The organism is Mycolicibacterium sphagni, assembly GCF_002250655.1.
GTDB classification, from domain to species: domain Bacteria; phylum Actinomycetota; class Actinomycetes; order Mycobacteriales; family Mycobacteriaceae; genus Mycobacterium; species Mycobacterium sphagni.
The window spans coordinates 103963-129303 of the sequence record NZ_NOZR01000002.1 but is presented as its reverse complement, the minus strand read 5'-3'; the positions used below and the strand labels follow the sequence as shown (position 1 = coordinate 129303).

The following is a 25341-nucleotide window of genomic DNA, read 5'->3' as shown; positions in this document are numbered from 1 at the left end:
GGCGATCCTCGACGACTACGCCGAGCATCTCGCGCTGGAGCGTGGCCGTTCCGAGCACACCCAGCGGGCCTACCTGACCGATCTGCGCTCGCTGTTCGCTTTCCTCGACGAGCGCGCCCCCGGCGCCGGGCTGGCGGCCCTTAGCCTGGCGATCCTGCGTTCGTGGCTGGCCGCGCAGTCCGCCGGCGGGGCGGCGCGCACCACATTGGCCCGCCGTACCTCGGCGGTCAAGACGTTTACGGCCTGGGCCACCCGGCGTGGCCTGCTGGCCGAGGACCCGGCGGTTCGCCTGCAGCTGCCGAAAGCTCGTCGCACCCTGCCTGCCGTGCTGCGCCAGGATCAGGCGCTCGCGGCGATGGCCGCCGCCGATCTCGGTGCCGAACAGGGCGACCCGCTGGCGCTGCGCGACCGGCTGATCGTGGAGCTCCTGTACGCCACCGGTATTCGTGTCAGCGAGCTGTGCGGTCTGGACATCGACGACATCGACACTGGCCGCCGGCTGCTGCGGGTGCTCGGTAAAGGCAACAAGCAGCGGACCGTTCCGTTCGGGGCGCCGGCGCTGGCCGCGCTGACGGCTTGGCTGACCGACGGCCGTCCGGAACTGGCCACCCCCGACTCCGGGCCGGCGCTGCTGCTCGGACCCAGAGGCCGGCGACTGGACCCCCGCCAGGCGCGCACCGTCGTGCACCAGACCATGTCGGCGGTCGAGGGCGCGCCCGACATCGGCCCGCACGGCCTGCGGCACAGCGCGGCCACACATCTGCTGGAAGGCGGTGCTGATCTGCGCATCGTCCAGGAGATCCTGGGCCATTCGACGCTGGCCACCACCCAGCTCTACACCCACGTGACCGTTGCGCGGTTGCGAGCCGTGCACGATCAGGCCCACCCGCGCGCCTGAAAGATTAGGTGCCGCAGAAGGTTTGGAAGCAGCGCCCGAATTCGTCGGGAGCGGGGTCGGCGTAACGCTCGAACCCTGACCGCTCGTCGTAGGGAGAACTGATCACCGTGAGCAGCCGGTTGAACGGCTCCATGTCGCCTGCTGTGGCGGCGGCGAGCGTCTCCTCGACGAGGTGATTGCGCGGGATGTACACGGGGTTGACCCGCTGCATCGACGCCAGGTCCGGATCAAGGGTGCGCCACCGCGCGGCCCATGTCCCGAATGCCGGCTCCACCGTGCCGCGCGAGAGCCGGCGGAAGAAAGACGTGTAGTCGACGCGCTCACTCTCGAGGAGCTCCAACAGCTCCTCGATGAGGTGCTGGGCTACCGCGTCTTCGACATTTTCACCGAGCCCGAGTTTGGCGCGCATGCCCGCCGACCACGACGCCGTATGCAGCTTCGAAAAGTCCTGCAGCGCCGCCGTGGCCAACGTGACCGCATGCTCCTGGTCGTCGGCGATCAACGGCAGCAGTGCTTCGGCAAAACGAGCGAGGTTCCATGCGGCGATCGCCGGCTGGTTGCCGTAGGCGTATCGGCCCGATGAGTCGATCGAGCTGAACACCGTCTTTGGGTCGAAGGCGTCCATGAACGCGCATGGGCCGTAGTCGATCGTCTCAGCCGAGATCGTCATGTTGTCGGTGTTCATCACGCCGTGAATGAAACCGACCAGCATCCACCGTGCAATGAGCTCCGCCTGAGCGGCGATCACCGATTCGAGCAACGCGAGATACGGATTGTCAGCCCTTGCGGCGGCGGGGTAGTGCCTGCTGATCGCGTGGTCGGCGAGGCGGCGCAGCACCGTGAGATCACCTGCAGCCGCGACGTATTGGAAGCTCCCGACACGCAGGTGGCTTGCCGCGATGCGGGCGAGCACCGCGCCGTCCAGCGTGGTCTCGCGATGAACGGCGCGCCCGGTGGCGACGACGGACAGTGCACGGGTGGTTGGAATGGCGAGCGCGTGCATCGCTTCGCTGACGAGGTATTCGCGCAGCATCGGGCCGACGGCCGCGAGACCGTCCCCGCCGCGGGCGAACGGGGTGCGCCCGGATCCCTTCAGGTGCAGATCGCGCAACCGCTGCTTGGTGTCCACAAGCTCACCGAGCAGCAGAGCGCGACCGTCGCCGAGGCGGGGCACCCAGCCGCCGAACTGGTGGCCGGCATACCCCTGCGCGACCGGTTGCGCTCCGGCGGGCAACCGGGTCCCAACGAGGAGACCGATTCCGTCGGGGCTTCGCAGCCAGGCGGGATCCAGCCCGAGTTCGATGGCCAGCGACTCATTGAGCACAAGCAGTCGCGGAGCGGGAGTGGGCTCGGCCTGCCAACGCAGCGCAACTTCGGGCAGCTCGGTGGCGAAACGGTGGCCGAGGACGACGGTCGTGTCGGGAGCAATGCTCATCGCCAACCAGCCTAGGCCGTTCACGGCGGCTAACCGAGCCCCGCCAGCGGCTTGAGCCGGATCGGCGTGCTGGCCAGCAGCCCCAACGGGTCGACGTAGTCGGCCCGCGACGCCGGTCCCCACATGGCGCCCCAGTGCAGACAGGCCGCCGCTGGGCAGCCCTCGTGACCAGCAACCAGCCGGCCCAGAGCGGTCGATGAGTCGACCAGCTGCCCTACCTGCACCGCCGCCTCGACCGGTTCGTAGCTGGTGCGCAACCCGCCGGCATGGGCCAGCGATACCACCGGGCGCCCGGCCAGCTTTCCCGCGAACACCACCGTCGCCGGTCCCGCGGCGTACACCGGCTGTCCCGGAGCGCCGGCCAGATCGACGCCGCGGTGCCCGCGCTGCCAGTCCGGTGACGGCGCATCAAACGCCCGGGTCACCGCCGGCGGCGGCCGAAGCGGCCACGTGAGCCGCCCGGAGTCGGCCCGGCCAACCCCGGCGCACAGCAGCAAAACCACCGCAAGACCCGCGATGACTCGCATCACCCCAGTTCAGCGGCACACAATCAAGAAAGAAAGCCGCAGGAAGTGAAGCTGTGGATCCGCGTGGCGCTGTGGACAAAGCACCCCTTGCGGCGGTGTAAACTTTGATCCGCAACTCGCGCGAGCGGGTTGACTTCGCGCGTCTGTCCGCAAGTTCGCCACGTCGACTTGCACTACGCATGCCGGTTGGTCCCGTCTACGCGGGTCGGCATGCCCCAGGCGCCAGGGCTTGGCTTCACCCGAAGCCGGGCGACAACCGACAACAAAGAAAAGGCCAGCTACCTCATTATGGCTGTTGTAACCATGAAGCAGCTGCTTGACAGCGGCACGCACTTCGGGCATCAGACCCGACGCTGGAACCCCAAGATGAAGCGGTTCATCTTCACCGACCGCAACGGCATCTACATCATCGATCTGCAGCAGACGCTGACCTACATCGATCAGGCCTACGAGTTCGTCAAGGAGACCGTTGCCCACGGCGGCACGATCCTGTTCGTCGGCACCAAGAAGCAGGCCCAGGAGTCCATCGCCGAAGAGGCGACGCGCGTCGGCATGCCGTATGTGAACCAGCGCTGGCTGGGTGGCATGCTCACCAACTTCCAGACCGTGCACAAGCGCCTTCAGCGGATGAAGGAGCTCGAGGCCATGGAGCAGACAGGTGGCTTCGAGGGTCGCACCAAGAAGGAAATCTTGATGCTGACCCGCGAGAAGACCAAATTGGAGCGGTCCCTGGGTGGTATTAGGGACATGGCCAAGGTGCCGTCTGCGGTGTGGGTCGTCGACACCAACAAGGAACACCTCGCCATCAGCGAGGCCATCAAGCTCGGCATCCCGGTCATCGCGATCCTGGACACCAACTGCGACCCCGATCAGGTCAACTACCCGATCCCGGGCAACGACGACGCGATCCGCTCGGCGGCGCTGCTGACCAAGGTGATCGCCTCCGCGGTGGCCGAAGGTCTGCAGGCTCGCTCGGGTGTCGGTGCGGGTGACAAGCAGGAGGCCGTGGCCGAGCCGCTGGCCGAGTGGGAGCAGGAACTGCTGGCAAGCGCAACCGCGTCGGCCCCCAATGACTCCGGGCCGGTCGCAACTGAAACCACCACTGACGCTTCGTAAGGAAAGGCCACATGGCTAACTACACCGCTGCCGACGTCAAGCGACTTCGGGAACTCACCGGTGCGGGCATGCTCGACTGCAAGAACGCGCTGGCTGAAAACGACGGCGATTTCGACAAGGCCGTTGAGGCCCTTCGCATCAAGGGCGCCAAGGACGTCGGCAAGCGCGCTGAGCGCGCCACCGCCGAGGGCCTGGTCGCCGCCAAGGGCGGCGCGCTGATCGAACTCAACTCCGAGACCGACTTCGTCGCCAAGAACGCCGAGTTCCAGAAGTTGGCCGACGAGGTCGTGGCTGCCGCTGCTGCCGCGAAGGCCACCGATGTCGAGGCCCTCAAGGCCGCTCCGATTTCTGGCGAGCGGGCGACGACGACCGTCGAGGAAGCCATCGCGGAGCTGTCGGCCAAGATCGGCGAGAAGCTCGAGCTGCGTCGCGCGGCGTACTTCGACGGCAACGTCGAGGCCTACCTGCACAAGCGGGCTGCAGACCTGCCGCCTGCCGTGGGTGTGCTGGTCGAGTACACGGGTTCTGACAAGGACGCCGCGCATTCGGTGGCTCTGCAGATCGCCGCGCTCAAGGCCAAGTACCTCACGCGTGAGGACGTTCCCGCCGACATCGTGGCCAACGAGCGCCACATCGCCGAAGAGACGGCCAAGGCCGAGGGCAAGCCCGAAGCCGCGCTACCCAAGATCATCGAAGGTCGCGTCACCGGCTTCTACAAGGACGTCGTGCTGCTGGAGCAGGCGTCGGTGTCCGATAGCAAGAAGAGCGTCAAGGCGCTGCTGGACGAGGCCGGCGTGACAGTGACCCGGTTCGTCCGGTTCGAGGTCGGTCAGGCCTGACAAACTTGGGCGGCACACCAAGCCGTCCACTGGAAAACCCCGCGTCATCTCCGGCGATCCCGGCGACGCGGGGTTTTGCCATCTCGAGGCCAAAGGGGTCGCATGCGCGCGTGTGGCGTGTGAGGCTTTCACCTGTGTCGATCAGAGTGATTCTCGTTGCCGCTGCCAGCGCGGCGTTACTGCTGGGGAGTCTCGCCGTGTGCGCCGCGGCGCCGGGGGTCAGTTGTCCGCCCCAGAACCAATCCCAGATCGACATTGTGGACGGTCCGATCACTTGCGGCGACGCCTACGCCACGGCGGCGCAGTACCAGGCGGAAGGCGAGAAGTATCAGCAGATCGGTCCCTTCACCTGCTACTCGGGCACTGCAATGACACAGCCCGTCGTCTTGAACTGCACGTCCGACTCAGCAGAGTTTGCGGTCTCGACCGTCCCGCAACAGTGATCCGCATCGGCGTCACCTTCCCCCAGACCGAACTCGGCGGCGACCCCGGCGCGGTCCGCGCCTACGGGCAGCGCGTCGAGGAATTGGGGTTCAGCCATCTGCTGGCCTACGACCACGTGCTGGGCGCCGACCCTGAGGTGCATGAGGGCTGGGCCGGGCCCTACGACGTGCGCACCACGTTCCACGAACCGCTGGTGATGTTCGGCTACCTGGCTGCCGTTACGACGAGCCTGGAACTGGTCACCGGCGTGATCATCCTTCCGCAACGGCAGACCGCCCTGGTGGCCAAGCAGGCGGCCGAGGTGGATCTGCTCAGCGGTGGACGGCTGCGACTCGGAATTGGGTTGGGCTGGAACGCAGTTGAGTACGAAGCGCTCGGCGAGGACTTCACCAACCGCGGTCGGCGATCCGAGGAGCAGGTCGAGGTGATGCGCCGGCTCTGGACCGAACGGAGCGTGACGCTGCAGGGGCGCTTTCACACCGTCACCGGCGCGGGCCTTTCCCCGCTGCCGGTTCAGCAGCCCATACCGGTGTGGTTCGGCGCCGCGTCCGCCCGGGCCTACGAGCGCGCGGGACGCCTGGGCGACGGTTGGTTCCCGATGATGTCGCCGGGCCCCGTGCTCGACGAGGCACGCGTCACGGTGGAGCGCGCCGCGGTAGCTGCCGGACGTGACCCCGCGACGCTGGGCATGGAGGGCCGGGTCGACTACCGCCGCGACCGCGACGGCGTGGCTGAGGAGCTCGCCGCCTGGTCAGCGGCCGGAGCCACGCATGTCTCGATCAACACGATGGGCGCCGGTCTGGGCGGGGTCGATGGCCATCTGGCCGCGTTGGAAGCGGTGCTCGCCGACCTTCCGGCGTGAGCGCCCCTTTATTGAACACGTGCCTGCTAGCGTCGGGTGAATGCAGCATGTGCACGCCTTCGGCGACGACGCGCTCGGCGCTCTGGATGCGGTCGCCCTGGTCGACGCCCTCCGCACCGGCAAGGTCTCCCGCCCTGAGCTCGTCGAGGCCGCGATCGTCCGCACCGAGAAGGTGAACCCGATCCTCAACGGCCTGGCATACGAGACCTTCGAGCGGGCGCTGGCGCGCGCATATGCCGGCGGCGGCGGATATTTCGATGGGGTGCCGACGTTCTTCAAAGACAACGTCGACGTCGAGGGCATGCCGACGATGCGCGGCACCGACGCGTGGGCGCCACACCCGCTGCCTGATGACGGTGACTTCGCCCGTTTCTTTCTGGCCACCGGGCTGGTGCCGCTGGGCAAGACCCAGCTCTCGGAGTTCGGATTCAGCGCTGCCGCCGAGCATCCCCGCATCGGACCGGTCCGCAATCCGTGGGACACCGACTACACCGCCGGGGCATCTTCGTCGGGATCGGGTGCCTTCGTCGCCGCCGGCGTGGTGCCCATCGCCCACGCCAACGACGGCGGTGGATCGATCCGGATCCCGGCCGCGTGCAACGGTCTGGTCGGGTTGAAGCCGTCGCGGGGGCGGCTGCCGGCTGAGAAGCTGGCCCGGCAGATGCCGGTGCAGATCGTCAGTGAGGGAGTGCTGACCCGCACGGTCCGCGATACCGCCGCGTTCTACCGGGAAGCCGAACACATCTGGCGCAACCGGCGGCTGCCACCGATCGGTGCGGTTACCGGGCCTGGCCGCGAACGGCTGCGGATCGCGGTTGTCACCCAGTCGCTGAAACGGCAGGCCGGCCCAAGCGTGCGCGAACTCACGCTGCAGACCGCCGAACTGCTTGCGGGCCTTGGCCATAACGTCGAGTACCTCGACCGTCATCCGGTGCCGAGCTACTTCCTCGACGACTTCCTTTTGTACTGGGCACTTTTGGCCGTGGCGCAGGTGCGTACCGGGCCACGCGTGCTGGGCCCGACATTCGACAAGACCAAGCTGGACAACCTCACTCTGGGACTCGAGCGTTACGGGATCCGTAACCTGCACCGGATGCCGGTGGCCATCACACGGCTGCGACGGCTGCGCCGGGTCACCGCCCGGTTCTTCCACAACTATGACGTGCTGCTCACACCCACGCTCGCCGACGAGACACCGCGCGTCGGGCACTTGGACCCCACGGCGGACTACCAGCAGATCATCGATCGGCTGGTGGACTGGGTGGCCTTCACGCCGCTGCAGAACACGACGGGTGAGCCGGCGATCTCGTTGCCGCTGGGCCACTCTCCGTCCGGTATGCCGGTGGGGATGATGCTGTCGGGACCGACCGGTCACGAGCGCCGGCTGTTGGAACTGGCCTTCGAACTCGAGGCGGCCAAGCCATGGCCGCGCATCGACACCTCGCTACAGAAGCCGCTGTCGGACGCATCGCGTGAATCGTGAGCTGACACGTTGATTTAACAGCACGATGGGTGACGTAACCCGGGCGACATCAGCGGCTTCGGTCCGCGAAACAGGCCAACCTGAGTACACCTTTCTACGGACCGAACCACCAGCACTTCTTCAACTTCCGTCTCGACATGAGTGTGGACGGCGCGAAAATAGTGTGTAGGAGGTGGATTCGATTCCTGAGCCCGATCCCGAAGAACGAACTGGGCAGCCGCGTTGCCTACAAGCTGGTGCCGCGCGAGATCGTCCCGGTGATGGTGCAGGAAGGCTCTCACATCTATGACCGGGCAAGATTTCTGCAGCACAACCTGTGGGTGACGAAGTACGACCCGGCCGAGAAGTTCGCGGCGGGCGGCTACATGTATCAGAGCCCTGACGCGCAGGGGTTGCCGCAGTATGTGGCCGATGACGCACCGCTGGAGGACACCGATGTGGTGCTCTGGTACACCCTTGGCGCTCACCACATCGTCCGGCCGGAGGACTGGCCGGTGATGCCGTGTGCATACGCGGGATTCCATCTGAAACCGATCGGGTTCTTCGACGGCAATCCGGCGCTCGACCTGCCGCCGTCACCACCGAAGGGCTGCCACGCCCACCACTGAGGTCTAACCGAGGGCGGCGAGAATTCTCCGGAATTCTCGCCGCTGCTCGGCGCTCAGGTTCACCATCAACCGCTGCTCGGCGGCCCGCACTCCAGTATCGGTGCGCGCCAGCAGTTCTACGCCCGCGCGGGTCAATTTCGCCGGCAGGGAACGCCCCGATTCCACGGTGGCCGGTCGGGCCACCAGTGCACGGTCCTCGAGGCTGCGCAGCACCATGTTCATCGCCTGCGGCGACACCCCGGTATCGCGGGCCAACTCGGCATTGGACCGCTCGGGGAACTTGGACAGGATCCGCATGCAGATGTACTGCGGGAACGACAGACCGGCCGGGTCGAGCGCGGTGGCAGTGACTTCCGCGCGCAGTGCCGAGGCCACCCGATGAAGCAAGTAGCCCAGCGGCTCGTCGTGGCTCGCACCCATGTCAATGATATTGACATATATCAATCCGGTTGATATTCGTGGAGGTATGACTACACCTGAAGATCTCTTTGATACGGCCTACCGTCGTGCAGCTCCGGAGTTCGAGGGCTTCCGCCCGCCGTGGAGCATCGACGAGCCGCAGCCCGAAATCGCGGCCCTCATCGAGCAGGGCAAGTTCCACGGCGACGTCCTCGACGCCGGGTGCGGGGAGGCGGCGGTGTCGCTGTACCTCGCAGAACGCGGCTTCACCACCGTCGGGCTGGACCTCTCGCCGACGGCCATCGCGCTGGCCCGCGAGGAAGCAGCCAGGCGCGGCGTGACCAACGCCAGTTTCGAGGTTGCCAACATCGCCGACTTCGACGGCTACGACGGCCGGTTCGGCACCATCGTCGACTCCACACTCTTCCATTCGATGCCCGTCGAGTTCCGGGACGGCTATCAGCGTTCGATCGTGCGGGCGGCCGCCCCTGGCGCGTCCTATTTCGTATTGGTCTTCGATGTCGCCGGAATCCCGGCCGACGGCCCTGCGCATCCGGTGACCGAGGACGAGTTGCGTGACGTGGTGTCCAAGTACTGGGTGATCGACGAGGTCCGCCCGGCCCGCATCCACGCCAACGTCCCCGACGACTCGCCGATGATGGCGAACTTCGTCGAGCGCGACCTGCGTGACGAGGGGCGGGGCCGTAAGTCCATGCCGGCCTGGCTGCTGTCGGCGCACCTCGGCTGAAAATCAGCGGGGGACAAAAGTACGCTGACCGCATGGAACTACTACGTCGTGTAGTTGTGAACCCGTGCCGCGCCCGGTCTTCGTCTCGGTCGGTGTTTTGTCGCTCGCAGCGGCGGCCATCGCTGTCCTTTGGTGACCCGCGCACCAGGCATAACCCGAGAAATCGCCAGGTTCGGCAATAAGGCAAGATGGAAGTGCCGTCCCGAATGTCGCCGGGATGGCACTCTCATGCCAGGAGCCCGACTAGTCCGAGGAGTCTGATGGGGGAGACGGTCAGTACCAACGGCGCCGGACCGACGCAGGAACTGCGTCCCAGATTCGAGCGAGTGGTGCTCAAGCTCGGCGGGGAGATGTTCGGCGGCGGGTCGGTGGGGTTGGATCCCGACGTCGTTGCCCAGGTGGCTCGCCAGATCGCCGAGGTGGTGCGCAGCGGTGTGCAGGTCGCCGTCGTGATCGGCGGCGGCAACTTCTTCCGCGGCGCCCAGCTGCAGCAGCGAGGGATGGAACGCACTCGCTCGGACTACATGGGCATGCTCGGCACCGTCATGAACAGCCTTGCGCTGCAAGACTTCCTGGAAAAGGAAGGCATCGTCACCCGGGTGCAGACCGCCATCACCATGGGACAGGTCGCCGAGCCCTATATCCCGTTGCGCGCGGTGCGCCACCTGGAGAAGGGCCGCGTGGTGATCTTCGGGGCGGGCATGGGGCTGCCCTACTTCTCCACCGACACCACGGCCGCGCAACGCGCGCTGGAGATCCGCGCCGACATCGTCTTGATGGCCAAGGCGGTCGACGGTGTCTTCACCGCCGACCCCCGCCAGGACCCGAACGCCGAGATGCTCACCGAGATCAGCCACCGCGAGGTGCTCGACCGCGGCCTTCAGGTGGCCGATGCCACCGCCTTCAGTTTGTGCATGGATAACGGCATGCCGATCCTGGTGTTCAACCTGCTCACCGACGGGAATATCGCCCGGGCGGTCGCAGGTGAGAAGATCGGAACACTGGTCAGCGGTTGAGGAGTACTAACTTTGATTGAAGAGGCTCTCTTCGACGCCGAAGAGAAGATGGAAAAGGCCGTCGCGGTTGCCCGCGACGATTTGTCGTCCATCCGAACCGGACGGGCCAATCCCGGCATGTTCGCGCGCGTCGTCGTCGACTACTACGGGTCGCCGACCCCGATCACCCAGCTGTCGAGCGTCAACGTGCCGGAGGCACGGATGGTTGTCATCAAGCCCTACGAGGCGTCCCAGCTGCGCGCGATCGAGGACGCCATCCGCAACTCGGACCTGGGCGTCAACCCCACCAACGACGGCAACATCATCCGGGTGTCGATCCCGCAGCTGACCGAGGAACGGCGCCGCGATCTGGTCAAGCAGGCCAAGTCCAAGGGTGAGGACGCCAAGGTCTCGGTGCGCAATGTCCGACGCCGCGCGATGGAGGAACTTCACCGCATCCGCAAGGACGGCGAGGCCGGCGAGGACGAGGTTGGTCGCGCGGAGAAGGACCTCGACAAGGCCACCGCGACCTACGTCGGTCAGATCGACGAATTGGTCAAGCACAAAGAAGGCGAGTTGCTGGAGGTCTGATGGCCGCTCAGCAACCATCGCCCGTGGCAGACATCGAGTCCGGCGCCCCAGGTTCGGCGGGGCCGGAACCTAAGCCCTCTCGCGCCGGCCGTGACCTGCCTGCCGCGATCGCCGTCGGCGCCGCGCTCGGCGCCATGGCGATCGGCAGCCTCCTGTTCGCGCCGAAATGGTGGCTGCCACTGCTGGCCATTGCGATCGCGATCGCCACCCACGAGGTCGTCCGCCGCTTGCGTGAACACGGCTACGTGATGCCCGTAGTGCCGCTGCTGGTCGGCGGCCAGGCGATGATTTGGCTGGCATGGCCGTGGGGCGTGGCGGGGACGCTGGGCGCCTACGGCGGCACCATTGTCGTCGCCATGGTGTGGCGTCTACTCGGCCAGGGTTTACGCGAGCAGCCGGTCAACTACCTGCGCGATATCGCCGCCACGGTCCTGCTGGCCACCTGGGTGCCGTTGTTCGCCAGTTTCACCTCACTGCTGATCTTCCAGGACAACGGCGGCGCACGAACCTTCATCGTGATCGCCACGGTCGTCTTCGCCGATATCGGCGGCTACACCGCCGGCGTGCTGTTCGGCAAGCATCTGCTGGCCCCGGCGATCAGCCCCAAGAAATCCTGGGAGGGGCTGGGCGGCTCCCTGCTGTTCGGCATCACCGCGGCCGTGCTGTCGGTGACGTTCCTGCTGCACAAGCCGTTCTGGGTCGGCTTGCCGCTCGGGTTGATGCTGGTTATCACGGGCGTTCTGGGCGACCTGGTCGAGTCCCAGGTGAAAAGGGACCTGGGCATCAAAGACATGGGAACGCTGCTGCCGGGCCACGGCGGGATCATGGACCGCATCGATGCGATGCTGCCCTCGGCGGTCGCCGGCTGGATCGTTCTGACGCTGCTGGCCTGAGCCGGGTTGCCGGCTCAGCGATACTGGACGTAATGAAACAAGAGCTCGTCTTCGAGGCGCCGCGGCGTGCCCTTCCGCCGCGCCATCTCGCCGATCTGGACGCCGAGGGCCGCGCGGCCGCGGTGGCCGAGTTCGGGCTGCCGCCGTTTCGGGCCAAGCAACTAGCCCAGCAGTACTACGGCCGTCTGTTGGCCGACCCGCAGCAGATGACCGATCTGCCCGCCGCCGTGCGCGAGACCGTCGCCGACGCACTATTCCCGAAGCTGCTGTCGGTCGCCCGCGAGATCGAATGCGACGCGGGGGAAACTCGAAAGACTTTGTGGCGCGCCCACGATGGGACCACCTTCGAGTCGGTGCTGATGCGGTACCCGAACCGCAACACGGTGTGCATCTCGTCGCAGGCCGGCTGCGGCATGGCCTGCCCGTTCTGCGCGACCGGCCAGGGCGGGCTGACCCGCAACCTGAGCACCGCCGAGATTCTCGAGCAGGTGCGCGCCGCGGCGGTGACGTTGCGCGACTCGTTCGGTGACCGGCTGTCCAACGTGGTGTTCATGGGCATGGGCGAGCCGTTGGCCAACTATGGGCGGGTGCTCGCGGCGGTGCAACGCATTACCGCCGCGGTGCCGGAGGGCTTCGGAATTTCGGCTCGGTCGGTGACGGTGTCGACGGTCGGGCTGGCTCCTGCGATCCGAAAGCTCGCCGACGAGCACCTGGGCGTGACGCTGGCGGTGTCGCTGCACACGCCCGACGACGAGCTGCGCGACACCCTGGTGCCGGTGAACAACCGCTGGAAGGTCAGTGAGGTGCTTGATGCGGCGCGCTACTACGCCGACGCGACGGGCCGGCGAGTGTCGATCGAGTACGCGCTGATCCGCGACGTCAACGACCAGCCGTGGCGGGCCGAGCTACTCGGCAAGAAACTGCACAAGGCACTCGGGCCGCTGGTGCACGTCAACCTGATTCCGCTCAACCCGACGCCGGGCAGTGAATGGGACGCCAGCCCGAAGCCGGCCGAGCGGGAGTTCGTCCGACGGGTGCGGGCTCAGGGGGTGTCGTGCACAGTGCGGGACACCCGTGGGCGCGAGATCGCGGCGGCCTGCGGTCAGCTCGCCGCCAGCAGCTGAAGACTTACCGGATCCAGCCGCGGCGACGGCCCCACCAGTCGCGCACGGTGGCTGCGAACACCAGCACCGCGAACACGATCAGCACGTAGTCCTCGACGTGGCCGACGTGGTTGCCGCGCAGCATCGCCAGCAGGAACAGGGTGACGAAGATGCCGACGCCGTGCCAGGTACGCGGGTTGACCTTGCTCCAGCCCCAGGCCGCCGAGGGTACGTCGCCGGTGTCGACGTCCGTGTAGCGCTCCACCTCGGTGCTGACCATTGCGACTCCTGTCGGGCTCAATCGGCAATTGCGGTAATTCTGGCACACCCACGCGGCGCAAGCTCAGCCGATCTGGCCGTAGCGCCGCAACGCCTCGGCGCGCTCGGCGGCGTGCTCGACGATCGGCGCCGGATAACCGTCGGGCGGCCCGCCCTTGAGCGTGTGGACATCGTCGACGGCGGCCAGCTCGCCCACCCAGCGCCGCACATAGTCACCGTCGGGATCGAACTTCTGGCCCTGTGTCGTCGGATTGAACACCCGAAAATACGGCGCCGCATCGGTCCCCGAGCCCGCGCACCACTGCCAGCCGTGCTGGTTGCTGGCCATATCGCCGTCGACCAGCTGCTCGAGAAACCATCGCGCGCCCCACTGCCACGGCAGATGCAGGTCCTTGACCAGGAACGACGCCACGATCATCCGGACCCGGTTATGCATGAGCCCGGACTCGCTCAGCTCGCGCATCCCGGCATCGACGATCGGGTAGCCGGTGCGGCCGGCCTTCCATGCCTCGTATGCCTCGTCGGCGTGCGCGTCGGTGTCGACCTCGATGGCGTCGAACTTGCCGTTCCAGTTCCACCACGCGCTCTCGGGCCACTCGTGCAGAACGGTGGCGTAGAAGTCGCGGAAGGCCAGCTCCCGCAGATAGGCACCCGCTCCGGTGGCGCGCGAGTTCAGATCGACGGCCATGGTCCGGGGATGGATCGTGCCGAACTTCAGGTGTGCCGACATGCGGCTGCTGCCAGGCTTGTCGGGGCGGTTGCGGTCCTCGGCGTAGTCGGCAAGGCGAGAGTCGACGAACTCCTCCCACCGGGCCAGGGCGGCCGCCTCGCCGGCCTCGATATCCAGCTCGACGCCCGGGTCGGGAGCCTTGACGTGCAGCTTCGACGACACCTCCGCCGGGTCGATCCAGCTCACCTTCGCCTTCGTCGACGCCGCGGGTGCGCGCCAGCCGACCTCTCGCCACCGGGCGAAATACGGCGTGAACACCTTGTACGGCGTCCCGTCGTCTTTCGTGACCCGGCCCGGTGACACCAGATACGGCGAGCCGGTGGCCCGAAGCGCCGCGCCGGCGTCGGCCAGCGCGGCACCGACCGCGTCGTCGCGACGCACGCCGAACGGGCTGAAGTCCGCCGACATGTGGACCTCCGTGGCTCCGGTCTGCTTGCACAACAACGGGATTCGCTCTTCGGGCCGGCCACGGGTGATCAACAGCCTGCCGCCGAGGGCATCGGAGAGTGCGCGCAGGGAATCGCCGAGGAACTGCAGCCGGCGCGGTCCCGACGATTTCTCCAATCGCGGATCCAGCACGAAGCAGGCGAGCACGTCGGCGCCATCGGCGGCGGCTTCCACCAACGAAGGCAGATCGTGCAGTCGCAGATCACGGCGAAACCACAACAACGTGGACGGCATGTTTCTATGCTGCCCTGCCTGGGCATCGGATACCCAGACGAAAAGAGGCTCCCGTGGCTATCGAACACCATCCCGGATTGCAGAAGACGCTACGGCTGCGCTCAGTCGTGCTCTTCGGGCTCGCCTATATGGCGCCGATCATCGTGCTGGGCATCTTCGGCGTGATCGCCGAGAAGTCCGACGGCGGCAGCGCCGGCTCCTATCTGCTGGCCACCGTGGCGATGCTTTTCACCGCGTTCAGCTACGGGCTGATGGCGCGCCACTTTCCGGTCGCCGGGTCGGCCTACACCTACGTGCGTAAGGCGCTGGACGCCCGGCTGGGATTCATCGTCGGCTGGGCGATCCTGCTGGACTATCTGTTCCTGCCGTTGGTGATCTGGCTGATCGGCGGTGCGTATCTGTCCGGCCAGTTCCCCGGAGTGCCGTTCTGGGTGTGGATTGTCGCGTTCATCGTGACCACCTCCGCGCTCAACATCATCGGGCTCAAGGTTGCTGACCGCACCAACTTCGTGTTGATGACCTTCCAGTTGCTCATTCTGGCGCTATTCGTCGTGTTCACTATCGTGCACCTGGTCTCCACCTCCCAATCACTGGTTTCCGCAACACCTTTCACCGGTTCCGGCGGAGTTTCGGCGATCGCGGCCGGTGCCGCTGTCGCCGCGTATTCGTTTCTCGGCTTCGACGCGGTCAGCACCCTGACCGAGGAGACCCACGACGCGGAGCGAACCATCCCGCGCGCGATCGTCATCGTTGCGTTGGTGGGTGGGGCCCTCTTCGTGATCGTCTCGTATTTCGTCACCCTGGTATCGCCGGGCGGGTCGTTCGAGAACACCGATTCCCTGGCCAACGACATCGCCAAGACGATCGGCGGCAGTGTGTTTGGGGCGGTGTTCCTGGCGGGGCTGATCCTCGGCCAGTTCACCTCCGGCCTGGCGGCACAGGCCGCCGTCGCCCGGCTGCTCTACGCGATGGGCCGCGACGGGGTGCTGCCGCGCCGCGGTTTCGCGCTGGTCATCGAGCGGTTCCACACCCCGGCGTTCAACATCGTGCTGGCCGGCATCATCGGGTTGGCGGCTATTTTCCTCGACGTCGCCACGTCGACATCGTTCATCAACTTCGGCGCATTCACCGCGTTCACCCTGGTGAACCTCTCGGTCATCGGCTATTTCGTCCGGCATCGCGCCGACTCGCTGAACCCCTGGCGCTATGTTCTGCTGCCGGCGGCAGGTGTCGTCATCGATATCTATCTGCTGACTCAGCTCGACTCGCGGGCCTTGATCCTGGGCCTGAGCTGGCTGGGGTTGGGCATCATCTACCTGTTGGTGCTCACCCGGGGATTGACGCGGACGCCGCCGGAGGTGGACATCAGCGAAGCCGGCTGAGAAAAGCGGCACAATTGACGGGTGAGCCCCGCCAACCGCCTGAAGGTCCTGATCTTGGGCAGCACCGGTTCCATCGGAACCCAGGCGCTGGAGGTCATCGCCGAGAACCCGGACCGCTTCGAAGTCGTCGGTCTGGCTGCTGGTGGCGGAAACCCCGACCTGCTGGCTCGCCAGCGCGCCGAGACCGGCGTGACCAATATCGCTGTCGCGGATCCGGCCGCCGCCGAGCAGGTCGGTGACGTCACCTACAGCGGGCCCGACGCCGTCACCCGGCAGGTCGAGAACACGCAGGCCGATGTCGTGCTCAACGCCCTGGTCGGGGCGCTGGGGCTGCAGCCGACGTTGGCCGCGCTGGCCAGCGGCGCGCGGCTGGCGCTGGCCAACAAGGAATCGCTGGTCGCAGGCGGTCCGCTGGTAGTCAAGGCCGCTCGTCCCGGCCAGATCGTGCCCGTCGACTCCGAGCATTCGGCGCTGGCGCAGTGTCTGCGCTCGGGCAGCGCCGCGGAGGTCGCCAAGCTGGTGCTCACCGCCTCCGGTGGCCCGTTCCGCGGCTGGTCGGCCGCCCAGCTCGAGCCCGTCACTCCTGAGCAGGCCGGTGCGCATCCCACCTGGAATATGGGCCCGATGAATACGCTGAACTCGGCGTCGCTGGTCAACAAGGGTCTGGAGCTGATCGAGACGCACCTGCTGTTCGGCGTCGCCTATGACCGGATCGAGGTCGTGGTGCATCCGCAGTCGATCGTGCACTCGATGGTGACGTTCACTGACGGCTCCACGATCGCCCAGGCCAGCCCGCCAGATATGAAGCTGCCGATCTCGCTGGCCCTTGGCTGGCCCGACCGAGTGCCGGCCGCCGCCGCGGCCTGCGACTTCACCACCGCCTCCACCTGGGAATTCGAGCCCCTGGACGCCTCAGTTTTCCCCGCGGTTGACCTCGCCCGGCACGCCGGACAGACCGGCGGCTGTCTGACCGCCGTCTACAACGCCGCCAACGAAGAGGCCGCCGCGGCCTTCCTGGCCGGCAAGATCCGTTTCCCGGCCATCGTGCGAACAATTGCCGACGTCCTGCACGCCGCCGACCAGTGGGCCGCTGAACCCGCTACCGTGGAAGAAGTACTTGACGCGCAACGCTGGGCACGGCAACGCGCCCGCGAGGCCGTCACACAGGAGGTCGCTTCAATCCGATGATGTTCGCTCTCGGCATTGCGCTGTTCGCACTGTGCATCCTGATCTCGGTCGCGCTGCACGAGTGCGGTCACATGTGGGTGGCGCGCGCCACCGGAATGAAAGTGCGCCGCTACTTCGTGGGCTTCGGGCCCACGCTGTGGTCGACCTTCCGGCCCAACAAGCTCGGCTCCACCGAATACGGCATCAAGGCTGTACCGCTCGGGGGCTTCTGTGACATCGCCGGCATGACCGCGGTGGACGAGGTCGCACCCGAAGACCGCCCCTACGCGATGTACAAGCAGGACACCTGGAAGCGGGTGGCCGTGCTGTTCGCGGGGCCGGCCATGAACTTCATCATCGGGCTGGTGCTGGTCTATACGATCGCGGTTATCTGGGGTCTACCCAACCTGCACGCGCCGACTACCGCCGTCGTCGGCGAAACACAGTGTGTCGCATCGGAAGTCACCAAGGGCAAGCTCGGTGACTGCACCGGCCCCGGCCCGGCGGCGCTGGCTGGCATCAAGGCAGGCGATGTTGTGCTCAAGGTCGGCAACACCAACGTCAAGAACTTCGACGAGATGGTCACCGCTGTGCGCGGGGCGTCCGGCCCGACGCCGTTCGTCGTGCAGCGCACCGAAAACGGAGCCACTCGCGAATTCACCACCACCGTCGACGTCAGCTCCACCCAGCGGTTCGCGGCCAAGGAGAAGGGCGCCGAGCCGGTGCCCACCACAGTCGGCGCCGTTGGCGTCAGCATGGCGACGTTCCCGCCGACGCAGTACAACGTGCTGACGGCCGTGCCGGCCACCTTCACCTTCACCGGTGATTTGGCTGTCGAACTCGGCAAGTCTCTGGCGAAGATCCCGACCAAGGTCGGCGCGCTGATCCACTCGATCGGGGGCGGTGAGCGCGACCCCGAGACACCGATCAGCGTGGTGGGGGCCAGCATCATCGGCGGCGACACCGTCGATCACGGCTTGTGGGTGGCCTTCTGGTTCTTCCTGGCCCAGCTCAACTTCGTGCTCGGAGCGATCAACCTGGTGCCGCTGCTGCCGTTCGACGGCGGCCACATTGCGATCGCGCTCTTCGAGAAGATCCGCAATGTCATCCGATCGGCGCGCGGCAGAGTCGCCGCAGCGCCGGTGAACTACATGAAGCTGATGCCCGCCACCTACGTGATCCTCGTCGTGGTGGTCGGCTACATGCTGTTGACCGTCACCGCAGACCTGGTCAATCCAATTCGACTGTTCCAGTAGTCGGCCCAACTCTTGGAGATGAAATCGTGGAGATGAACTAGTGACTTCCATAGGCCTGGGCATGCCGGCCCCGCCGGCGCCGGTGCTGGCCCCGCGACGAAAGACCAGGCAGCTCATGGTGCGCGACGTCGGGGTCGGTAGCGAGTCCCCGATCTCGGTGCAGTCGATGTGCACCACCAAGACCCACGACGTCAATACCACGCTGCAGCAGATCGCCGAGCTGACCGCCGCCGGCTGCGACATGGTCCGGGTGGCTTGCCCGCGTCAGGAGGACGCTGACGCGTTGGCCGAAATCGCCAGGCACAGCAACATTCCGGTGATCGCAGATATCCATTTCCAGCCCAAATACATCTTCGCCGCGATTGACGCTGGCTGTGCGGCCGTGCGGGTGAACCCCGGAAACATCAAGGAATTCGACGGCCGGGTCGGCGAGGTCGCCAAGGCGGCCGGCGCCGCGGGCATCCCGATCCGCATCGGCGTCAATGCCGGCTCGCTGGACAAGCGCTTCATGGAGAAGTACGGCAAGGCCACCCCGGAGGCCCTCGTCGAGTCGGCGCTGTGGGAAGCCTCGCTGTTCGAGGAGCACGGCTTCGGCAACATCAAGATCAGCGTCAAGCACAACGACCCGGTCATCATGGTGGCCGCCTACGAACTGTTGGCCGAGAAGTGTGACTACCCTCTGCATCTCGGGGTGACCGAGGCCGGCCCGGCATTCCAGGGCACCATCAAGTCGGCCGTCGCGTTCGGCGCGCTGCTGTCGCGGGGGATCGGCGACACCATCCGGGTGTCGCTCTCGGCCCCGCCCGTCGAGGAAGTCAAGGTCGGCATCCAGATCCTGGAGTCGCTGAACCTGCGGCCCCGCGGGCTCGAGATCGTGTCCTGCCCGTCCTGCGGGCGCGCGCAGGTCGACGTCTACACGTTGGCCAACGAGGTGTCGGCGGGTCTCGACGGGCTCGACGTGCCACTGCGGGTGGCCGTGATGGGCTGTGTCGTCAACGGTCCCGGCGAGGCCCGCGAAGCCGACCTCGGCGTCGCGTCGGGTAACGGCAAGGGACAGATCTTCGTCAGGGGTGAAGTGATCAAGACCGTGCCGGAGGCGCAGATCGTCGAGACGCTGATCGAAGAGGCAATGCGACTTGCCTCCGAGATTGGCGAAGCTCAGCGCGGCACGGATGCATCTGCCAGCGGTTCACCGGTGGTGACCGTAAGCTGATGGCGTAACCCCACAGGGGTTTTCATGACCCGCAGAAAGTAACCCCATGTCGGCACCGCCACTGTTTCGTCTGGTCGACGAACGTCGGGTGTCGGTGGTGCGCGACTCCGCCTCGCTAGAGCGAGTCTTCGCCGACGATCCGGTCGGTTCCTGCATGGTGGCGGCGCGGGTTGCCGACCACGGTGTCGAGCCGCAAGCGATCGGGGGCGAGTTGTGGACGCGGCAGCGCGCCGAGGAATCGCTGTGCTACGCCGGGGCCAATCTGATCCCGCTGCGCGGCGCGCAGCCCGACCTGCATGCGTTCGCCGATAAGGCGATGAGTACGGCGCGGCGCTGTTCGTCATTGGTCGGCCGGGCCGAGTTGGTGCTGCCGATGTGGGACCGGCTGCAGAACGCGTGGGGTCCGGCTCGTGATGTGCGCGATCGCCAACCGTTGATGGCCCTCGGGGTGGGGCCGGCGTGCCGGATCGACCCGGCGGTGCGCCGGGTGCGGGTCGACGAGCTCGATGCCTACCTGGTGGCCGCAATCGACATGTTCATCGGCGAGGTCGGCATCGATCCGCGGATCGGTGACGGTGGCCGGGGATACCGTCGCCGGGTGGCCAGTCTGATCGCGGCGGGCAGGGCTTACGCGCGCTTTGAGCACGGCCAGGTGGTGTTCAAGGCTGAGGTGGGTTCGCAGTCCCCGGTGGTCGGCCAGATCCAGGGCGTGTGGGTGCATCCGGAATGGCGCGGCCACGGGCTGGGCACGGCGGGCACTGCGGCGGTGGCCGCCGCGGTCGTCGACAGCGGACGCATTGCCAGCCTGTACGTCAACAGCTTCAACGCGGTGGCCCGGGCGGCCTACGCGCGAGTCGGCTTCGCCGAGGTCGGGATGTTCGCGACCGTCTTGCTCGACTAAGCATTGGCCAACGCCCCCCGAACCGGCGGATCAATTATTGGTTAATTGCCGCTAGCGGTCGGATTTACTGTTTTCAATTCCGTACTAATGGCGTCGATACCGGCTTAACATCTGCTGTGGACGACAAATGTCGCACAACTATCGGGTAGTCCGTGGTGGGCCGCCGGGGTTTTTAGACCGCACCCATTCGCGGTAATAGCTCACGGGGGTTCGAATGCCAGGGTTTATTTGCGCACGCAATTTTCGGCTCGCTGAGACGTCGCTTGCGCCACATTGCGGTTGGGTCGGTGGGGCTCTGGTCGCGCTGGGACTGGGTACGTCGATTGCGGCGGGCTGCGGCGCCGCGGCTGCTGACAGCACACCGGGTCCGCCCAGTTCGACCTCCAGCGCTGTGCAATCGCGAGATTCCGCAGCCCCAGCCAAGGCCGTCGGCAAGTCGGGACCAGCGCTGTCACCGCGCGGAGTTGCTGTTAGTCGCGTCCAGGGGCAGCAGGCAACAATTGCCGGACCCGCGCGGCGGTCCGGGGCGAGCGCAGTTGTCGCGCCGACAGCAGTGAATGTTCCCTCGGTCGGATCGACAGGCCGCAGTGCGGCCGCCACGACAGTCACGCAAGCCGCCGCAGCGTCAGTGGGCGATGCTCTGTCCTTAAATGCGAATGTGACAACCAAGAGCGCGTCGACATTCGAAAGCCCGGTTTCGATTATTAATTCGCTTATCCGGCAGATTCAAATAACGTTCTTCAATAAAACTCCGACCATTTCCTACAATTCATCCGACAATGTGGAGAACTCTGACGGCACAATCACTGGCCAGATCATTGGCAACGACTCGGACGGTGACAAACTGACGTATACGGTCAGTAAACCGCTCAACGGCGGGACCGTAGCTATCGACCCCGATGGGTATTTCACATACACCCCCGGGGCAGATTTCGTTCAGGACGGGAGCACCGACCTCTTCACCGCCACCGTCAGCGACGCACAGAACGGCTTCCGCATCCATGGCCTGTTAGGCCTCCTGATACCCGGCTGGGGGTCCGCCGCCAGTATCAGCGTCCGCGTGAACGGGGTGTCCGCGGTGGGCAGCGACCCGGGCAGCGCTGGTGCGCCGCCCACCGATGGCGCGGGTGCTGGTGGCGGTGCTGGCTCTCCTGCTGGTGCGGGCACCGCGACCAACGACGGTTTGGGCAACTGGGGCCAGCCGACGCGCTCCACGTACTTCACGGACTCGTCGGCGCTGGCAGGGTGGTGGATTTATTCGGGACAGACGCAACAAGGCAATCGGACCGCCAGTGCGATTTCGTTTGCTGGCGGCATCATGACGCTGACCGGAGACGCCAGCGGCAACGACGCGGGCATCGCCTTAGGGCCCGGTCAGATGTACGGCGCCTGGGAAGTGCGGATGCGCGCACCGGCCGGCGCCGCGAACTACGACCCCGTCCTGCTGTTGTGGCCCGACGCCGAGAACTGGCCCACCGGTGGCGAAATCGACTTCGCGGAAATCTGGGATGACCCGGCACGCCAGGCGGTGAACTCGGTCCTGCACTACTCGTCGACCAACCAGCAGGCTGGCGCGACCATGACCATCGACGCCACCCAGTGGCACACCTACGCGGTGACATGGACTCCGACAGCGATCACCACCTACGTCGACGGGATCCCGATCTTCACCACCACCGACACGTCCACCTTCCCGCCTGGGCCGATGCACCTGTGCATCCAGCTCGATGTCGGCGGCAGTGACATCGCTGCCGGGGCGCAGATGCAGGTCGCCTGGATGAAGGAGTGGTCGCTCGATTCCATCGTCTGACGGCGGGCATCCTCGACTGGGCCACCGGCCGCCGGTGTGTTGGCGGCGGTTTCGAGTCACGGCCTCATAACATTTGCCCCAATGGCTACTTGCACCTCATTAGCAACACGAGTCACAGGGCTTGCATCGATTATGGCCGTGGTGGCGGCGTCGACGACGTTGTCGGCCTGCACTCCACGACCCGACGGGCCCGGCCCGGCCGCGGAGAAATTCTTCGCCGACCTCACCAAGGGCGACACCGCGTCGGCCGCGCAGCTTTCCGACAAGCCCGCCGACGCCCAGGCCGCCCTCAACGAGGCGTGGGCCGGCCTGCAGGCCACCCACCTCGACGCCCAGATCCTCGGCTCGCGCTACACCGAGGACACCGGCAGCGTGAACTACCGCTTCACCTGGCAGCTGCCCAAGAAGCGGACGTGGACCTACGACGGCGTGCTGCAGATGATCCGCGACGAAGGCACGTGGCGCGTGCGCTGGAGTCCCGCCGGGCTGCATCCGAAACTCGGTGAACACCAACACTTTGCGCTAGAGGCTGACGCCCCGCGGCGCGCCTCGGTCAACGAGTTGGGTGGCACCGACGTGCTGGAGCCGGGCAACCTGTACCGCTACCAGCTCGACGCTGCCAAGGCCGGCAGTGAGCTGATGTCGACCTCGCGGGTGGTCGCCGACCAGCTGCGCCCATTCGACAACACCCTGGACCCGCAATGGCTGGCCGAGCAGGCCAGCTCCTCGAGCAAGCCGCTGGAGCTGATCACCCTGCGCCCTGCCGACCACGACAAGGTCGGCCAAGCACTGGACAACCTGCCCGGCATCGTCGTCACCCCGCAGGCCGACCTGCTGCCCACCGATGACCACTTCGCCCCGGCAGTCATCGGCGAGGTGAAGAAGGCCGTCATCGACCAGCTCGACGGTCAGGCCGGCTGGCGGGTGGTCAGCGTCAACCAGAACGGCGCCGACGTCGACGTCTTGCAGGAGGTGCCGCCCACGCCGGCACCGTCGATCTCGATCACGCTGGACCGTTCCGTGCAGAACGCCGCGCAACACGCGGTAGACACCCAGGGCCGCAAGGCCATGCTGGTCGTCATCAAGCCCTCGACCGGCGAGATCCTCGCGGTGGCCCAGAACGCCGCGGCCGATGTCGACGGCCCCGCCGCCACGACGGGCCTCTACCCGCCTGGGTCGACGTTCAAGATCGTGACCGCCGGAGCCGCCATCGACCGCGACATGGCAACGCCCAACACCCTGCTGGGCTGCCCCGGCCAGATCGACATCGGCCAGCGAACGATCCCGAACTACAACAAGTTCGACCTCGGCACGGTCCCGATGTCCAAGGCGTTTGCCAACTCCTGCAACACCACGTTCGCTGAGTTGGCCAGCCGGATGCCACCGACCGCGCTGACGGTAGCGGCCTCCCAGTACGGCATCGGCCCGGACTACACCATCGACGGGCTGACCACGGTCACCGGCACCGTACCGCCGACAGTGAACCTGGCCGAACGCACCGAGGACGGTTTCGGGCAGGGCAAGGTGCTGGTCACCCCGTTCGGCATGGCGCTGGCGGCCGCGACCGTCGCCGCTGGCAAGACGCCAAACCCACACCTGATCGTGGGCAGTCAGACCCCTGAGTCCGGCGATCACCCGCCCATCACGCCGGCCATGCTCGACGGGCTGCGGCCGATGATGCGGATGGTGGTCACCAACGGCACCGCCAAGGACATCAACGACGCCGGCGACGTGCACGGCAAGACCGGTGAGGCCGAGTTCGAGGGCGGCTCGCACGCCTGGTTCGCCGGCTACCGGGGCGATATGGCCTTCGCGGCGCTGATCGTCGGCGGCGGCAGTTCGGAGTACGCCGTGCGGATGGTCAAGATGATGTTGAACGAGCTGCCCAGCGATTACCTCGCTTGACGCCTGCGGGTGTCGCCATCTGAAACTGCCCTCAACGCAACGCATTTGGTCTGTCGCTAAAAGGGCGTCGGACCAACGCTGTGGATTGGTCCCTGTTTGTTGATGTTCGCACCGGTTTGCGGCTACCTTAGGGTTCGGACACATCCACGCAGCTCATAGGTCGGGGACCATTTATGAATGCTGCGGGGCGTCCAGGAAGGCGCCTAACGCGATGCCCAGACAGCTGAAGCCACACTTCGAAAACGTCCAGGCGCACTACGACCTGTCCGATGAATTCTTCCGTCTGTTCCTCGATCCGACGCAAACGTACAGCTGCGCCTACTTCGAGCGCGACGGTATGACGCTGGAAGAGGCGCAGATCGCCAAGATCGACCTGGCGCTGGGCAAGCTGGACCTGCAACCGGGTATGACGCTGCTCGATGTCGGCTGCGGCTGGGGCTCGACCTTGAACCGGGCGCTGGAGCGCTATGACGTGAACGTGATCGGGCTGACGCTCAGCGCGAACCAGCAGGCCCACGTCGAGCAGTTGTTCGCCGCATCGGACAGTCCGCGCTCCAAGCGCGTGGAACTGCGCGGCTGGGAGCAGTTCGACGAGCCGGTCGACCGGATCGTATCCATCGGTGCCTTCGAACATTTCGGCTTCGACCGCTACGACGACTTCTTCACGTTCGCGTACGAGGCGATGCCCGACGACGGCATCATGCTGCTGCACACCATCCTCGGTCTGCACCCCGACGACGTGCTGGCGCTGGGCATACCGCTGACCTTCGACATGGCCCGGTTCTGCAAGTTCATGATCACCGAGATCTTCCCCGGCGGCCGGCTGCCGTCGGTACGGATGATAAATGCGCATGCCGTCAAGCCCGGCTTCACCGTGACCCGGTTCCAATCGCTGCAGGCCCATTACCCCACGACGCTCGACCACTGGTCAGCGGCGTTGGAAGCGCACAAGGACGAAGCCATCGCGATCCAGTCCGAGGAGGTCTACGACCGCTACATGAAGTACCTCGTGGGCTGCCCTCCCTTGTTTCGCAGCGGCTTGATCGATGTGGGTCAGTTCACGCTGTCGAAATAGC

25 protein-coding genes are annotated in these 25341 nt (G+C 66.4%); 20 read left to right on the top strand and 5 right to left on the bottom strand.

The window, feature by feature from the left end; all coding sequences use genetic code 11:
- The first annotated feature begins 4 nt into the window (after window positions 1-4).
- Window positions 5-898 (top strand): tyrosine recombinase XerC, encoded by an 894-nt coding sequence (locus CG716_RS02640; protein WP_410431425.1) that lies wholly within the window; start codon window positions 5-7, stop codon window positions 896-898.
- Between the two features lie 4 nt (window positions 899-902).
- On the opposite strand, the gene CG716_RS02635 is transcribed toward CG716_RS02640, so the two are convergent.
- Window positions 903-2333 (bottom strand): protein adenylyltransferase SelO, encoded by a 1431-nt coding sequence (locus CG716_RS02635; RefSeq protein ID WP_094476182.1) that lies wholly within the window; start codon window positions 2331-2333, stop codon window positions 903-905.
- A 29-nt stretch (window positions 2334-2362) separates the two neighbouring features.
- The gene (locus CG716_RS02630) at window positions 2363-2860 is read right to left on the bottom strand and encodes a M23 family metallopeptidase (protein ID WP_094476181.1); all 498 of its coding nucleotides are present in this window, start codon (window positions 2858-2860) and stop codon (window positions 2363-2365) included.
- 288 nt (window positions 2861-3148) lie between these two features.
- Between CG716_RS02630 and rpsB the strand changes: the two genes are divergently transcribed.
- The 6 genes from rpsB to CG716_RS02600 all read left to right on the top strand — a co-directional run bounded on the left by rpsB (window position 3149) and on the right by CG716_RS02600 (window position 8212).
- The gene (gene rpsB / locus CG716_RS02625; protein WP_094476180.1) at window positions 3149-3976 is read left to right on the top strand and encodes a 30S ribosomal protein S2; all 828 of its coding nucleotides are present in this window, start codon (window positions 3149-3151) and stop codon (window positions 3974-3976) included.
- 11 nt (window positions 3977-3987) lie between these two features.
- Window positions 3988-4815, top strand: a complete 828-nt coding sequence (tsf, locus tag CG716_RS02620; RefSeq protein WP_094476179.1) for a translation elongation factor Ts — start codon at window positions 3988-3990, stop codon at window positions 4813-4815.
- 134 nt (window positions 4816-4949) lie between these two features.
- Window positions 4950-5258 carry a hypothetical protein gene (locus tag CG716_RS02615; RefSeq protein WP_234817684.1) on the top strand — a complete coding sequence of 103 codons (309 nt, stop codon included), beginning with the start codon at window positions 4950-4952 and terminating at the stop codon, window positions 5256-5258.
- On the top strand, window positions 5258-6121 hold the full coding sequence (locus tag CG716_RS02610; RefSeq protein WP_094476594.1) for an LLM class F420-dependent oxidoreductase: 864 nt from the start codon (window positions 5258-5260) through the stop codon (window positions 6119-6121). The genes CG716_RS02615 and CG716_RS02610 overlap by 1 nt, the downstream gene beginning before the upstream one ends.
- A gap of 40 nt (window positions 6122-6161) precedes the next feature.
- A complete protein-coding gene (locus CG716_RS02605; RefSeq protein ID WP_094476177.1) occupies window positions 6162-7604 on the top strand; it encodes an amidase in 1443 nt (480 codons plus the stop codon).
- Window positions 7605-7741: 137 nt separating this feature from the next.
- Window positions 7742-8212 carry a copper amine oxidase gene (locus CG716_RS02600; protein ID WP_234817683.1) on the top strand — a complete coding sequence of 157 codons (471 nt, stop codon included), beginning with the start codon at window positions 7742-7744 and terminating at the stop codon, window positions 8210-8212.
- A 3-nt stretch (window positions 8213-8215) separates the two neighbouring features.
- On the opposite strand, the gene CG716_RS02595 is transcribed toward CG716_RS02600, so the two are convergent.
- Window positions 8216-8632 (bottom strand): MarR family winged helix-turn-helix transcriptional regulator, encoded by a 417-nt coding sequence (locus CG716_RS02595; RefSeq protein ID WP_094476176.1) that lies wholly within the window; start codon window positions 8630-8632, stop codon window positions 8216-8218.
- Between the two features lie 46 nt (window positions 8633-8678).
- Between CG716_RS02595 and CG716_RS02590 the strand changes: the two genes are divergently transcribed.
- From CG716_RS02590 to rlmN, 5 genes are all read left to right on the top strand, one after another.
- A complete protein-coding gene (locus CG716_RS02590; RefSeq protein WP_094476175.1) occupies window positions 8679-9359 on the top strand; it encodes a class I SAM-dependent methyltransferase in 681 nt (226 codons plus the stop codon).
- Between the two features lie 260 nt (window positions 9360-9619).
- Window positions 9620-10375, top strand: coding sequence for a UMP kinase (gene pyrH / locus CG716_RS02585; protein WP_094476174.1), 756 nt, complete (start codon window positions 9620-9622; stop codon window positions 10373-10375).
- Window positions 10376-10387: 12 nt separating this feature from the next.
- On the top strand, window positions 10388-10945 hold the full coding sequence (gene frr / locus CG716_RS02580; RefSeq protein ID WP_094476173.1) for a ribosome recycling factor: 558 nt from the start codon (window positions 10388-10390) through the stop codon (window positions 10943-10945).
- On the top strand, window positions 10945-11838 hold the full coding sequence (locus CG716_RS02575; RefSeq protein WP_207760556.1) for a phosphatidate cytidylyltransferase: 894 nt from the start codon (window positions 10945-10947) through the stop codon (window positions 11836-11838). Before frr ends, CG716_RS02575 begins: the two co-directional genes overlap by 1 nt.
- Before the next feature lie 32 nt (window positions 11839-11870).
- Window positions 11871-12962: a dual-specificity RNA methyltransferase RlmN gene (gene rlmN, locus CG716_RS02570; protein ID WP_094476172.1), complete on the top strand. Its 1092-nt coding sequence runs from the start codon at window positions 11871-11873 to the stop codon at window positions 12960-12962.
- 4 nt (window positions 12963-12966) lie between these two features.
- Here the strand turns inward: rlmN and CG716_RS02565 are convergent, their stop codons facing one another.
- Together CG716_RS02565 and CG716_RS02560 are read right to left on the bottom strand one after the other, a co-directional pair.
- Window positions 12967-13221: a DUF2631 domain-containing protein gene (locus CG716_RS02565; RefSeq protein ID WP_094476171.1), complete on the bottom strand. Its 255-nt coding sequence runs from the start codon at window positions 13219-13221 to the stop codon at window positions 12967-12969.
- Window positions 13222-13284: 63 nt separating this feature from the next.
- The gene (locus CG716_RS02560; RefSeq protein ID WP_094476170.1) at window positions 13285-14631 is read right to left on the bottom strand and encodes a cryptochrome/photolyase family protein; all 1347 of its coding nucleotides are present in this window, start codon (window positions 14629-14631) and stop codon (window positions 13285-13287) included.
- 53 nt (window positions 14632-14684) lie between these two features.
- Here CG716_RS02560 and CG716_RS02555 point away from each other — a divergent pair, with 53 nt between their 5' ends.
- The 8 genes from CG716_RS02555 to CG716_RS02520 all read left to right on the top strand — a co-directional run bounded on the left by CG716_RS02555 (window position 14685) and on the right by CG716_RS02520 (window position 25340).
- Window positions 14685-16013: an APC family permease gene (locus CG716_RS02555; protein ID WP_234817682.1), complete on the top strand. Its 1329-nt coding sequence runs from the start codon at window positions 14685-14687 to the stop codon at window positions 16011-16013.
- Between the two features lie 21 nt (window positions 16014-16034).
- A complete protein-coding gene (gene dxr / locus CG716_RS02550; protein WP_094476168.1) occupies window positions 16035-17201 on the top strand; it encodes a 1-deoxy-D-xylulose-5-phosphate reductoisomerase in 1167 nt (388 codons plus the stop codon).
- Window positions 17198-18436, top strand: a complete 1239-nt coding sequence (locus CG716_RS02545; protein WP_094476166.1) for a M50 family metallopeptidase — start codon at window positions 17198-17200, stop codon at window positions 18434-18436. The genes dxr and CG716_RS02545 overlap by 4 nt, the downstream gene beginning before the upstream one ends.
- Before the next feature lie 61 nt (window positions 18437-18497).
- Window positions 18498-19649 (top strand): flavodoxin-dependent (E)-4-hydroxy-3-methylbut-2-enyl-diphosphate synthase, encoded by a 1152-nt coding sequence (gene ispG / locus CG716_RS02540; protein WP_094476164.1) that lies wholly within the window; start codon window positions 18498-18500, stop codon window positions 19647-19649.
- Window positions 19650-19695: 46 nt separating this feature from the next.
- Complete coding sequence (locus CG716_RS02535) at window positions 19696-20550, top strand: GNAT family N-acetyltransferase (RefSeq protein ID WP_094476162.1); 855 nt, start codon at window positions 19696-19698, stop codon at window positions 20548-20550.
- 214 nt (window positions 20551-20764) lie between these two features.
- Entirely contained in the window at window positions 20765-22360 is a 1596-nt protein-coding gene (locus CG716_RS31030) for a family 16 glycosylhydrolase (protein WP_094476160.1), read from the top strand.
- Window positions 22361-22441: 81 nt separating this feature from the next.
- Window positions 22442-24265: a penicillin-binding transpeptidase domain-containing protein gene (locus CG716_RS02525; RefSeq protein WP_094476158.1), complete on the top strand. Its 1824-nt coding sequence runs from the start codon at window positions 22442-22444 to the stop codon at window positions 24263-24265.
- 211 nt (window positions 24266-24476) lie between these two features.
- Window positions 24477-25340: a cyclopropane mycolic acid synthase family methyltransferase gene (locus tag CG716_RS02520; protein WP_094476156.1), complete on the top strand. Its 864-nt coding sequence runs from the start codon at window positions 24477-24479 to the stop codon at window positions 25338-25340.
- Window position 25341: the final 1 nt, after the last annotated feature.